The organism is Lactovum odontotermitis (genome assembly GCF_054658595.1).
Genome location: NZ_BAAGGQ010000030.1, coordinates 1 through 12,883, shown reverse-complemented (window position 1 = coordinate 12,883; position 12,883 = coordinate 1). Strand labels below are relative to the sequence as shown.

9 protein-coding genes are annotated in these 12,883 nt (G+C 42.8%); all 9 read left to right on the top strand.

Translation table 11 applies throughout. The annotated features are described in order from the left end of the window. The coding region (locus ACYQ2E_RS10830; protein ID WP_460018079.1) for an LPXTG cell wall anchor domain-containing protein at positions 1 to 3,323 on the top strand (3,323 nt) is incomplete at its 5' end. 105 nt (positions 3,324 to 3,428) lie between these two features. Then, the gene (locus ACYQ2E_RS10825; RefSeq protein WP_460018078.1) at positions 3,429 to 3,740 is read left to right on the top strand and encodes a hypothetical protein; all 312 of its coding nucleotides are present in this window, start codon (positions 3,429 to 3,431) and stop codon (positions 3,738 to 3,740) included. Then, the gene (locus ACYQ2E_RS10820; RefSeq protein WP_460018077.1) at positions 3,741 to 4,808 is read left to right on the top strand and encodes a beta-1,6-galactofuranosyltransferase; all 1,068 of its coding nucleotides are present in this window, start codon (positions 3,741 to 3,743) and stop codon (positions 4,806 to 4,808) included. Between the two features lie 54 nt (positions 4,809 to 4,862). Next, positions 4,863 to 5,924 carry a beta-1,6-galactofuranosyltransferase gene (locus ACYQ2E_RS10815; RefSeq protein ID WP_460018076.1) on the top strand — a complete coding sequence of 354 codons (1,062 nt, stop codon included), beginning with the start codon at positions 4,863 to 4,865 and terminating at the stop codon, positions 5,922 to 5,924. Beyond that, the gene (locus ACYQ2E_RS10810) at positions 5,921 to 8,155 is read left to right on the top strand and encodes a hypothetical protein (RefSeq protein ID WP_460018075.1); all 2,235 of its coding nucleotides are present in this window, start codon (positions 5,921 to 5,923) and stop codon (positions 8,153 to 8,155) included. Before ACYQ2E_RS10815 ends, ACYQ2E_RS10810 begins: the two co-directional genes overlap by 4 nt. Further along, entirely contained in the window at positions 8,148 to 9,356 is a 1,209-nt protein-coding gene (locus tag ACYQ2E_RS10805) for an XcbB/CpsF family capsular polysaccharide biosynthesis protein (RefSeq protein ID WP_460018074.1), read from the top strand. The genes ACYQ2E_RS10810 and ACYQ2E_RS10805 overlap by 8 nt, the downstream gene beginning before the upstream one ends. A gap of 8 nt (positions 9,357 to 9,364) precedes the next feature. After that, on the top strand, positions 9,365 to 10,864 hold the full coding sequence (locus ACYQ2E_RS10800; protein WP_460018073.1) for an accessory Sec system protein Asp2: 1,500 nt from the start codon (positions 9,365 to 9,367) through the stop codon (positions 10,862 to 10,864). Then, a complete protein-coding gene (locus ACYQ2E_RS10795; protein ID WP_460018072.1) occupies positions 10,861 to 12,291 on the top strand; it encodes a glycosyltransferase family protein in 1,431 nt (476 codons plus the stop codon). Before ACYQ2E_RS10800 ends, ACYQ2E_RS10795 begins: the two co-directional genes overlap by 4 nt. Next, positions 12,288 to 12,686 (top strand): hypothetical protein, encoded by a 399-nt coding sequence (locus ACYQ2E_RS10790; protein ID WP_460018071.1) that lies wholly within the window; start codon positions 12,288 to 12,290, stop codon positions 12,684 to 12,686. The genes ACYQ2E_RS10795 and ACYQ2E_RS10790 overlap by 4 nt, the downstream gene beginning before the upstream one ends. The last annotated feature ends 197 nt before the right edge of the window (positions 12,687 to 12,883 follow it).

The window sequence follows — 12,883 nt, the reverse complement described above, 5'->3', positions numbered from 1 at the left end:
TGAGTGATAGTGTTTCGGATAATCTGAGTGATTCAGATTCCGATAGTTTGAGTGATAGTGTTTCAGATAATCTGAGCGACTCAGATTCTGATAGTTTGAGTGACAGCGTTTCAGATAATCTGAGCGACAGTAATTCTGACAGTTTGAGCGACAGTGATTCAGATAATCTGAGCGACTCCGTTTCAGATGACTTGAGTGATAGTGTTTCAGATAGTCAGAGTGATTCTGTTTCGGATGACTTAAGTGATAGTGTTTCAGATAGTCAGAGTGATTCAAATTCGGATAGTTTAAGTGATTCAGATTCCGACAGCTTGAGTGACTCGGATTCAGATAATCTGAGCGATTCTGTTTCGGATGACTTGAGTGACAGTGCTTCGGATAGTTTGAGCGACAGTGTTTCAGATAATCTGAGCGACTCCGTTTCGGATGACTTGAGTGATGGTGTTTCAGATAATCTGAGTGATTCTGTTTCGGATGACTTGAGTGACAGTGTTTCAGATAATCTGAGTGATTCAAATTCGGATAGTTTAAGTGATTCGGATTCCGACAGCTTGAGTGACTCGGATTCAGATAGTCTGAGCGATTCAAACTCAGATTCACTGAGTGACAGCAATTTTGATAGTCAGAGCGACTCTGTTTCGGATGACTTGAGTGACAGTGTTTCGGATAATCTGAGTGACTCCGTTTCGGATGACTTGAGTGATAGTGTTTCAGATAATCTGAGCGACTCAGATTCTGATAGTTTGAGTGATAGTGTTTCGGATAATCTGAGTGATTCTGTTTCAGATGACTTGAGTGATAGTGTTTCGGATAGTCAGAGTGACTCCGTAAGTGACAGTGATTCGGATAGTTTGAGCGACAGTGATTCAGATAATCTGAGCGACTCAGATTCTGATAGTTTGAGTGATAGTGCTTCAGATAATCTGAGTGATTCGGATTCAGATAGCTTGAGTGACTCGGATTCTGATAGTCTGAGCGATTCTGTTTCGGATGACTTGAGTGATAGTGTTTCAGATAATCTGAGTGATTCTGTTTCGGATGACTTGAGTGATAGTGCTTCAGATAGTTTGAGTGACTCAGATTCCGATAGTCAGAGTGACTCTGTTTCGGATGACTCGAGTGACTCGGATTCAGATAGTCTGAGTGATTCTGTTTCGGACAGTTTGAGTGATAGTGTTTCAGATAGTCTGAGTGACTCAGATTCAGATAGTCTGAGTGATAGTGTTTCAGATAATCTGAGTGATTCAGATTCAGATAGCTTGAGTGACAATGCTTCGGATAGTTTGAGCGATTCCGATTCTGACAGTTTGAGTGACTCGGATTCAGATAGTCTGAGTGATTCTGTTTCAGATGACTTGAGTGATAGTGCTTCAGATAGTTTAAGTGATTCGGATTCACTGAGTGACAGTAATTCGGATAGCTTAAGTGACTCTGCTTCAGATTCTCTGAGCGACAGCAATTCCGATAGTCAGAGTGACTCCGTAAGTGACAGTGATTCTGACAGTCTGAGTGACAGTGATTCTGATTCACTGAGTGATAGTGATTCTAACAGTTTGAGTGATAGCGTTTCAGATAATCTGAGCGACTCAGTTTCAGACAGTTTGAGCGATTCCAATTCAGACAGTTTGAGTGACAGTGCTTCGGATAGCTTGAGCGATAGTGATTCAGATAATCTGAGTGACTCAGTTTCCGACAGTTTGAGTGATAGTGTTTCAGATAATCTGAGTGATTCTGTTTCGGACAGTTTGAGTGATAGTGTTTCAGATGGTTTGAGTGATTCAGATTCTGACAGCTTGAGTGACAGTGCTTTGGATAAACTGAGCAATTCGGATTCCGACAGTTTGAGTGACTCCGTTTTGGATAGTCTGAGTGATTCTGTTTCGGATGACTTGAGTGACCGTGTTTCAGATAGTCTGAGTGATAGTGTTTCAGATAATCTGAGTGATTCGGATTCTGACAGTTTGAGTGATAGTGTTTCGGATAATCTGAGTGATTCTGTTTCGGATGACTTGAGTGACAGTGTTTCAGATAATCTGAGCGACTCAGATTCTGATAGTTTGAGTGATAGTGTTTCAGATAGTCTGAGTGATTCAGATTCTGACAGTTTGAGTGATAGCAATTCTGACAGTTTGAGCGACAGTGATTCCGATAGTTTGAGCGACTCAGATTCACTGAGTGACTGCACTTCCGACAGCTTAAGTGATTCAAATTCGGATTCTTTGAGTGACAGTGATTCTGACAGTTTGAGCGACTCTGATTCGGATAGCTTGAGCAATTCTGATTCTGATAGGTTGAGTGACTCGGATTCAGTTAGTCTGAGCGATTCAGATTCTGACAGCCTGAGTGACAGTAATTCAGATAGCTTGAATGATTCAGACTCTGATAGTCTAAGTGATTCCGATTCAGACAGTTTGAGCGATAGTGCTTCTGATAGCTTGAGTGATTCTAATTCTGACAGTTTGAGCGACAGTGATTCGGATAGTCTGAGTGATTCCAATTCAGACAGTTTGAGTGACAGCGGTTCTGATAGCTTGAGTGATTCAGACTCTGATAGTCTGAGTGACAGTAATTCTGATAGTTTAAGTGACAGTGACTCCGACAGCTTAAGCGATAGCGACTCCGACAGTCTGAGTGATTCTGATTCCGACAGTTTGAGCGATAGCGATTCTGGTAGCCTGAGTGACTCAGATTCAGATAGTTTGAGTGATTCGGACTCCGATAGTCTAAGCGATAGTGATTTGGATAGCCTGAGCGACTCCGATTCGGATAGCTTGAGCGACAGCGACTCTGACAGCCTGAGTGATTTCGATTCTGATAGTTTAAGCGACTCCGACTTCGACAGTTTAGGTGACGGTGGTATACTGGGTTCTGAGGTTGACGATGTGAGTGTTGATGCAGATTCAGATATTGACGGTGATGGAATTCTTAATGCAGCAGATTCAGATATTGACGGTGATGGAATTCTTAATGCGGCAGATTCAGATATTGACGGCGATGGAATTCTTAATGCGGCAGATTCTGATATTGATGGTGATGGAATTCTTAATGCTGTTGACCCGGATGTTGACGGCGACGGAATTCTTAATGCGGCAGATTCTGATATTGATTCGGATGGGGTCTTGAATAAGTCTGATTCGACACCTTATGGTGTGGGTGGAGGACAGACAGAGCCGATGCAGGCTCCTCATCAGTCATCGTTGCCGAATACTGGCGAGCGGGATTCTGGTTCCGCTCAATTATCAGGAGGGGCGGCGTTTGGTTTAGGAATTGGCTTGGCTGCGTTTGTGAGGAAGAGAAAAAGGCGCAAAAAAGTTGAGGATTAAGCGGTTTTAAGTAGAGGAGTTTGTTCATCCTCTACTTTTTGTAAAAATAGTATGATTTGCGGTGAAAAATGGAAATGTTGTAGTATAATTGTGTAAAGAGGATAAATGTTTCATAATATTTTAAATTCAATTTGGTCCTGGTTTTCTCATCATTCACATCCTTTGACGTCTATTCGTTTGGTTCTGTTTTTGCTTTTTATTGTGCTGCTTACGGCTGCTTGGCTGCGAGCGAGGAGAAGAAGTAAAAAAAGAACAGATGACGAAGAAATGTCGATAATTGTTGAAAAGTATAGTAAGAATGAGGCTGGAAAATTTCCTTGGGAGGAAGATGCAGATGATGACCCGAAGAGGCTCAAGGAAGATGCTAAGCCGATTAGTTTAGATTCGATTCCGCAGCGTGGACGTTGGAGGACTTAGATGACTTTTTGGATAACTCATGTTGCTGAAAATGCTCTTGGCAGTGAAACTCAGAGTGGTATCATTGCAAATCATGCTGCTGCGGAGGCGGCTGGGAAAATTGGTTTTAAAAGTCTTAGTTATCCTAGACTTTCTAGAATGGATGTCCAGAAAATGGATTATGGCGAGCGGCAGAATTGGATTGAGGCGATATTTGCGGGGATTCGGCAGGGAGACCTTGTGGTTGTGCAGTATCCTTTTTGGATTGGGAATGTCAATTTTGAGATGCAGATGATTGAAGCTCTGAAGAAAGTTCCAAAGTTAAAAATTGTTGCTCTGGTCTGGGATATTTTGTCTTGGGTGCAGGATGACCGGGAACGGGATTATACAAGGGATATGTCACTTTCTATGCTTAATTCTTTTGATTTGGTCATTTGCGCAAATGAGAAAATGGCGGGACGTCTGCGGACTGAAGGCGGAGTGAAAAGTCCGCTGTTGGCCTGGCAGCTTTCAGATTTTCTTTTTGATGGTGCGCTGCAGGAAAAGACGTTCAAGAAGCAGCTTTATTATGTTTCAACGGTAATTAATCCTACGATGCTGGAGGATTATCAGGCGAAAACGCCTATTTACATGATTGGTCCTGATTATCAGGTGACTTCTCATGAAAACAATATTCATCTGCTGGGCAAAATGAGAAATGCGGATATTCCGCAGATGTTTGACGGCGGTTTCGGCATGATTGAATACAGCAGGGGAGGGCATTATGCCGGAATGCAGCGCTACGGTGAATACAACAATCCCATGAAGCTCTCGCTTTACCTGGCTTCGGGCCTGCCGCCTCTGGTGACGTCCCGCTCAGCTCATGCGGATTGGATTCGTGAGCGAAATGTCGGCCTTGTGCTTGATAATCTCAATGAAATTGATGAAGTTTTAGAGAAAATGACAGCAGCAGATTATCAGCAAATGCTGGAAAATTTAAAACCCTGGCAAAAAGCAGTTTCTACAGGATTTTTTGTCAAGCGTGCCTGTCTTGAAGCAGTTCAGTTTCTTCAGCTTGGCTTCTCAGAAGCATTGGTAAAGGACAAATAAGTTGAAAATGTCGAGTATTCGTGCGAATGCGGTTAATGGAAAGGTAAAAATGAAATGACTTATTGGATTACCAGAATATCCAGTGAAAATGATGCGATTAATCAAGGAATTGACTATGTCATCAATCAAAATATTGCTCTGTCTGCTGAGGAAATTGATTTTAGTGTGATTGATTACATTAGTTTTCCAAATCTGACAAACCAGCCGGCCCGTCGCGAAAAAATTATTTCAGCTTTAACATCTGTTGTACAAGAAAACGATTTAGTCGTGATTCAATTTCCGCTGTGGACTCAGCTGAACTTTCAGGAAGAATTCATCAATCAGCTCAGGAGAAAGCCGAATGTGAAATTGGTTGCGCTTGTACATGATGTGACGCCCTGGATGTATGCTCAGGATTATGAGCCGTTAAAGGATTTCTTTCTTTCACAGCTTAGAAAGTTTGATTTATTGCTTACGGCAAACGAGAAAATGTCCAAAAGACTGGAAGAAGATAAAGTGACTGTCCCGTCTTTTCCCATGCAGCTTTGGGATTTTCGTTACCAGGGGCCGCTAAAAGAGAAAACGTTTAAAAAGCAGCTCAATTTCCTGATTCACCGCGGATTGAAAGAAATAGATTATCGAGCAGCCGCACCTTTGAAAATTTACAGCCAAAATAAAGAAAATGACAAATTCAAATTTTTAGGAAGTGTTGAATTTCAGACGATAAAAAACTCAAACGAATTGCCGTCTCTTCTAGAAGGCGGATTCGGCCTTGTCAATGCTCAAAATTTTAAGGATTTCACAAACTATGATTACAATGATTACTATGGCTATGTGAACTCAAAGCGACTTTCACTTTATCTGGCCGCTGGTCTGCCGGTCATCGTCCCGTCTAATTCCCCGCAGGCAGAATTGGTGCGAAGCCGGAAATTGGGGCTTGTTTTGGACAATCTCAACGAAATTGACCATTTGCTGTTAAACTTGACGGAACAGGATTATTCTGCAATGCTGGAAGCTGTAAAACCGTGGCAGGAAGCTGTTTCTACAGGATTTTTTACGAAACGCGCCTTGTTGAATGCGATTCGAATTCTTGAGCTTGGTTTCTATGATTTAGTTTTTGAGGCGGATGAAAAATGACAAACTGGATAAGTAATCCCCAATTCAGCAAGTTTGGACAAGAAATTCCCAGCCTTACAGAAATGAAGAAAACAGTTGCGGCTGCTCAGGAGTTGGGATTTCAGCCCTTAACTTATGACTTTTCTGTACTGAGTGACTTATGTGAGCAAGGTGATTTAGGCAGTGATGCAGCGCTCATCAGTCTTCCTCTGTTTTTTGAGTCTTATTTTGCAGTTCTGCAGCCGCAGGACGTTCTCGTTGTTCAGCTGCCGCTCGGCTTTTCATTTGAAAATCCGGAGTTAGAGCTTCGATTTCTTGAAGAATTAAAACGCAGAGAAATCCGTTTAGTAGGCTTGATGCCGAGATTTGCGAATGATTTTGATTTGGCGAATCCCAATCATCAGGACTTTGTGCTCAATGTTTTATCTTATTTTGAAGCGCTTATCACAGCAAGCCCTGAGCTGATTAAGCTGACAGAAGCCTCTTTCCCTGAACTTGCACTGATTAAGCTGGAGTTCCTGGATTTTTTGGCGTCAAATATTGCCTCAAGACAAAAAAATCTAAAGCGAATTTTTTCGCTCGGAGAACAGGCAGAACTATCAGAGTTTGGGCTGCCCGCGGAAATTATTGACTTGGCTGAGCTAGAAAAAAAAGACTTCATCGGCATCGGACGCGGCTTTGCTTGGCTCGGCTCATCTGAAAACGCCCATTTTGACTTAAATTTATATCGTTTTTCCTTTTATTTGGCAACTGGTCAGGTGATTCTAGTCTCTGAAAAGTCTGAGTTTGCTTCTTTTATTGAAGAAGAAGGCATCGGGCTCATTGTCAGGACTGAAGAAGAGGCGGACACTGCACTTCAGATGCCTGAAGAAGACTATCAGCGCTATCTTCAGCGGGTTTGTCTTTATCAGACGGCTTTGAAAAACGGTCTTTCTACAAAACAGGCGCTTATTAAAGTGTTGCAGTTTTTGCATATGGGTAGCCTTGAATCGGCTGGAAATGCTGAGGAAAGTTCACGGCTGGCAGATTTTAAGAATTGGCTGCACTCAAAAATTTTCTACTGTTGCTCTGCCGCTGAATATGAAAAGTTCGGCATTTGGCGCTTTGAGGCCGATGGAAAGCTGTCTGGGCTTGGGGCTGACGCCGGAAAGAATTGGCGTATCCATCATCGAAAATTAGAAATCTTAGACAGAAACGGTAGTATTGTAAGCTTTTTCTGGATTCCTTCCAAAAAGGACAGCCAAACAGAAATGATGGGATTTCGCCAGTCAGAATCAGAAAACGAAGCTTCGCAGATTTTGCTTATTCCGTCGAGCTTGAAAGAGATAGAAGCGCTAGAGCTTGATTCAGATTCAGACTTGGGGAATCTGACGAGTTTCATGACAGCAGGCTCAGAGCCCTATGAGAAACTAAAAGCTCTAACAGAGCAAAATAAAGTAATTGACGGAAGTTTCCAGCACCAATATTTTGTGGTTCCTGCAAAAGATTTAGCTTTAGGACTTCCGATAGAATCCGGAATTTCTTATCAGCTAGAACCGCCGGCAGACAAGGAGACTTATCTGTCAAAGAAACTGATTGTCTGCTTCTCTGTGCCGGAAAGAACAGAAGAAGTGAACGCCAGAACGCGTTTAACGAGTAATGAGCGCACGCGCCCACTGGCCAGTTTGATTGCCAAGAATACCTTCATTCTTCGTCCGGTTGAGCTGCCGGCCTGGGAAAATAATGAAAATGATGAAAAGCATGAAACAGCCTTGCAGAAAATGATTTTGAAAGTTGCAGGAAAATATGAAATCCCTAAAGAAAACATTATTCTATACGGCTATGGCAGCTCTGGAATTTCAACAATGATTCATGCCCTACAGGGAGAATATCCTGCCCTTGTTTTTGAGCCTGAGACCTCCAGAAAACAAATTTTACCAGGTGAAAAAGATACACAGTTCAGCTTCAATCGTTCACTGGAAAAATCACAGCAGGCGCTGAGAAAATTACTTGAGCAAACAAAAATTCAAGCCGCCGGCATTCAAATTATTTTTTCGAAACATTCGCAGGCACTCGAAAAAATGCAGCCGAATCAGACATCGTGTACAATTTATGAAGCTGAACTTGATGAATCAGAGCAGCAGCTTAGCCCAATCGAATTGACCTTGCTCAACAACTGGCTTTATGCTGCAGATATTGAAACACTAGACGAAAAGAAAGCTGAATTCCTGCGCAAGCAATATTCACTGGACAAGGAGGCTGAAAATGTCTGATTTGAAAGAATTTTTGACTTCTGAAAATTTTTACCTCTCAACGATTTCAAGAAACGACGCCGCAGCCTATGAAAAAAAAGCTCTCCTTCAGTTTGAAGAAAACGGAGAAATCACAGGAATCGGCAACAGCTCCAAGTTTTGGGAAATCCAAGAAAACGAACTTGTTTTTCTAAACCAGGAAAAGCAGGAAAATGACCGATTTACAATTTCAGAAAATTTCGAAGAAGAAATTTCAGGAAAATCTGAGAAGACAAACTCCGTTTTGCTCCCGACAAAAAGTACAAAAATCGAAAGCCTGAAAGTTGAAAGCAGTCATGACAGACAGTCGATGTTAAGCTTTGTAAACATGGCCTCCCCAGAATATCAGCAATTGCAGGAATTTGCCGCCAATGATAAAACACTTGACGGTTATGCTGAAGGAAATTATTTCCTCGTCCCCCGCAAACTGCTGAATCTCGGCTTTTCACGAGACTCGGATTTAGAAATTGATTATATGCTTGAGAAGCCTCTGAAACCTGATTCTAAAGCCCCCAAAAACTTGGTCATCGAATTTCATTGGCTGGAGCATCAAGACGTTTCCGCCTATGTAAGAATGTACGGGACCAGCAAACGGCCGCGCAATTTTCGTGCCAGCCTGGCACCGAATACCTATGTCCTGCGAATTGCAGACAGCAATCTTATCTCCGGCTCCTATTTCTTCAATACAGAAAATTTCCCCGATTACGAAGAAAACTTGCAGAAATTCATCCAAAAAATTGCGGCAGAAGAAGAAATCCCTCTCGAAAACATTATCTGTTACGGATTTTCACGAGGCGGTACAGCCGCACTCTATCATGCCGCATTAGGCGGATATGCCTCGGTTGCAATAGACCCAGTCGTAGACCGCAGTCCTTGGCTGCTCAACGGCCGGGACCTACACCTCATCTTTGATTTTCTGCCGGTATCATTTCTGGACAAACTGTCAACCGTATTAGTGCAGACAAAGTCAGATTCTAGACAACTGCAAGTCATCTGTGCAGAAGAAAGCGAAGCCGTTTATCCGGAAATCCTAAAACTGGATTTGAGCAAAATTACACTCAAGAATCTCAAAATAAAACTAAACAAAGGAAATCCAATCGGAAACCACGGACAACTCTTTTCAAAAACCTTCCCCCTGCAACTTTCAACACTTAATCATTTCTTGTACAAATTACCAGATTAGAGGTGCTTATGAAATTCATAGAACTCAACAGCGAAAACTTCACAGAAACCCAGAAACTGCAGCTGGCCGACTATCTCCAGACACAGCCGGCAGCAGACAGACTCATTTTAGACTGCCGGAGCGTTTCGGACAATGAGCTGAAGAGACTTGTAGACACAGTGAGAACACGTTATATCGTTTACGCATTTGCCAGTGAGCCTCAAGCAGAACTCCTTTCAAAATACGGACACTTTGAGCTGACGAAAATCTGGGATTCGGCAGATTTCATCCATCAGCTGGAATTCATGTTCGATGACCATGATTACGCTCAAGGCTTTACCGGCCCAGACGAAGGAACAAAATTCTCAAAAGACTTGATGACAAAAGCAGACTACGTCGAACGCCGCGGACGCTATGAAATTGAGCTAGCCGGCGACTTCTCCGAAAACGAAGAAACATTGATTTTCAGCTATGAAAACGGCAGAAGCTGGACAGGAGGAACCTGGCCCTTCCGCCGCATCCATAAAACCGGAAAATATCTCCTGACAATAGAAGCCGAAACAAGCGGAACACTAAAAATGATTCAGCGAATCAGCTCACTTGATAAAAGCGGAAAACTGCTGAAACAAGACGACCTCCACCCTGGAGACAATATTTTTGAGCGCACCAGAGAAACAGCCAGCCTCTTTGTTCAAGTTTTTCTCTCCGGAAAAGGCAGCCTAAAACTGGGAAAAACCTGGTTTTACAAGTATAAATACGGATTAGGCCACTTTGCCTTAGGAGATAGAAGAGACAATACAAAAGCCGGCGAGCCGGTTTATTCCTTTTATATTCCGGGAAAGCTTCCCAGAAAACTCTTAGTCGGCTTCTCAGGCGCACTCAACGAAATTCCCCATTATGAACGACAGACAATGGCGCGAGCTGGATTTCCGACCCTCCTTTTCATGGACATGCGAGCACGCGGCGGCAGCATGATGCTGGGAAAAAAGATGGATCCGGACTATGAAACACTCGTTGAAAAAATCATTGACGAAAAACTACACGAACTAGGACTGACCCGGCATGACCTGATTTTTATCGGCTGGTCAATGGGTTCCTATCCGGCCTTGTATTACGGAATAAAAATGGAAGCAGGAGACATTATTCCCTGTAAACCAGTAGTTCATCTTGGCAGCGTGACCTCAAACATCAGCCTGATATACCGGACAGATGCCATGTTTCTCACAGCACGCAGCCATTTAACCGGGCGGACAGAAAAAGAAGATGACAGTTGGCTGAACGCTGTCTTGCCGAATCTCGTAGAAAAGCAGAATCTTGAAAGAACGAAAATACACGCCTTCATCATGGAAAATGACGAGCTGGACAAGTCCAGAGACTTCTTTGAAAGCTTAGCGCCGAAGCTTCGTCAGCTTGAGGTAGAAACGCACAAAGGATTTCATGCCGGAGGTTTACCACAAATGAGTCGATTCATCATAAAAACACTGAAAAATATAAAAGCAGAGCTAGAGGAGGAAGATATAGAAAAATGATTACAATTATCGGAGACATCGGAATTTTTAATAATAACCCAGTACTAATCGGCATAAAAACACTTTTTGACCAGAAAAGTCAGCTTGAAACCCGGATTCTTACGCCGAGTATTATCTACGACCGCAATACAATCGCCAAGGTCAACAATTTTCGCCAAGTCAGCGTCTGGTCGATTTACGACTATTTTACCGGCCGAATGAATGCCCCAGAAAGACCGTTTAAGCCGGAGGATTACCAGATTCCTGAGGGTTACCAGCCGGAAATTGCGCCAGTTGTCAAAAAGTTTCATCGTGAAGACGGAGCAAGGATTGAACTTGAAACAAAGTATTCCGGAAATATCTCGGTGGTTAATTTCTACAATGCAGATGGAAAATTGAGTCAAAGAATTTCCTATGACGACGGCGGTTACATGTCAAGTATTGAAATCCCGACAAATGAAAATGGACAAGATAAAAATCAGACACTTTTCTCTCCAGATGGAAATAAGATTTTTGAATTAGAAATCGTAGCTTACCGGATTTCAAAAATTCATTACTTGCCGGAAGATTTGTTTTTCGAGAGCTTGGATGACTTCTACAGCTGGGCTTTTGTTCGCCTAGTTTCAGAAAAACTGCCGGAAGATAAAATTTTTGTGGCCCAGGAAAACTTCAGAAAATCTCTGCTATATACAACATTTAATCCTGACGGCGTTTATCTGATTGCCGACAGCCTGATTTCCGGAGCAGAAGACAGTGATATTTTTCTCGACCATTATGAAAAAGTCGTTTTCAATGTTAAAAGCGACCGGGAAGCCGTAGCTGAGAAATTTGAAGGAAAAACAGACGCACCGCTTGTCTGGAACAATTTTTCGGCACCGGATGAGCTGACTCGTGATTTCAGCTCTGCTCCGCAAATTTATTTCTACATCGGCCGAGAAAGTGACGGCGTCAAATTTGAAGCTCTGACGAATATATTTACTGACCTGTTGAATTCCATGCCTGAGCTGAAACTCGTGCTTCACTTTGTTCATCCTTATGACCCGCCGAAGATTGTGGAGCAGCTGGATGAAAATCTCAAAGAGCGCGTCAGCGCCATCATCCGCCCATTCCCGCGCAGAATGCTGGAAGAAACAGCGAAGACAGATATGTATGTTTACATCTCCATTCCAGAAGCCGTTCCCCCGCTTTCTCTCAATTATGCGATTGCAGGGCAGATTCCCATTCTCACTCTTTTAGGACAGCCGGCGATTGACACCTTTGTCAATACCGATAATGGACGCCTTGTGAGTTATGAACAACTCTCAACCGTCATCAAACGCGCCTTTTCCTTGCCGGAAGGCTACTTTGAGCTTGCAAATGACCTGGTGCGCGTCAGAGAATATTTTTCGCCGGCAGCGACACTTGAGCGCTGGACGAAAATTTTAGAAGAACATGAAAACAAACTATGATAACGAAACACTATCGAATAAAGATTGACCTACAAACACCTATCCGCCTGCTGGACGGCGCGCGTGTCCGAGTTGACAAAAATGAAGGCATTCTCTACCAGCACGGACTTGTCAAGGATAATTTTGCCATTCTGGAATTAGACAACCAGCCGTTTTTCGGCTTAATGAAGCATCGAAAATTCCAAATGACCATTGAAAGTGAGGATGAAGGACTATTTACCTTTCCGGAAATTGTTTTTATAAAAGAGCGGAAAGAAGAGTCATTTGCCGATAGAAAAAGTAAGACCATCCAGTTTGAGGTTCCGGACTATGACGATTTTAAAGTTCGTGTGCGCGTGAGAGGAGCAGGGAAAACACGAATTATTGCTGTGACAGCGGATTTAATTGAAGACTGACGAATAAACTAAGCCAAAATTCTTTGGCTTTTTTTTGTTTATGTGCTTATTGCTGGCTGTTATACACATATCCGAGCCGACGAGGCTACTCAGCATGTCGTATGCCGTCGTGTGCGTGAGAAAAATAGCAAGTTAGTAGCGTAATTCCGGGGCTCAACTTCGGAACTACTACTAAAACTGATGGGTTTGATTGCAGT

Excerpts from the sequence above, each read along its gene's own strand:
- ACYQ2E_RS10825 (WP_460018078.1), top strand. The coding sequence starts at position 3,429 with ATGTTTCATAATATTTTAAATTCAATTTGGTCCTGGTTTTCTCATCAT.
- ACYQ2E_RS10820 (WP_460018077.1), top strand. The coding sequence starts at position 3,741 with ATGACTTTTTGGATAACTCATGTTGCTGAAAATGCTCTTGGCAGTGAA.
- ACYQ2E_RS10815 (WP_460018076.1), top strand. The coding sequence starts at position 4,863 with ATGACTTATTGGATTACCAGAATATCCAGTGAAAATGATGCGATTAAT.
- ACYQ2E_RS10810 (WP_460018075.1), top strand. The coding sequence starts at position 5,921 with ATGACAAACTGGATAAGTAATCCCCAATTCAGCAAGTTTGGACAAGAA.
- ACYQ2E_RS10805 (WP_460018074.1), top strand. The coding sequence starts at position 8,148 with ATGTCTGATTTGAAAGAATTTTTGACTTCTGAAAATTTTTACCTCTCA.
- ACYQ2E_RS10800 (WP_460018073.1), top strand. The coding sequence starts at position 9,365 with ATGAAATTCATAGAACTCAACAGCGAAAACTTCACAGAAACCCAGAAA.
- ACYQ2E_RS10795 (WP_460018072.1), top strand. The coding sequence starts at position 10,861 with ATGATTACAATTATCGGAGACATCGGAATTTTTAATAATAACCCAGTA.
- ACYQ2E_RS10790 (WP_460018071.1), top strand. The coding sequence starts at position 12,288 with ATGATAACGAAACACTATCGAATAAAGATTGACCTACAAACACCTATC.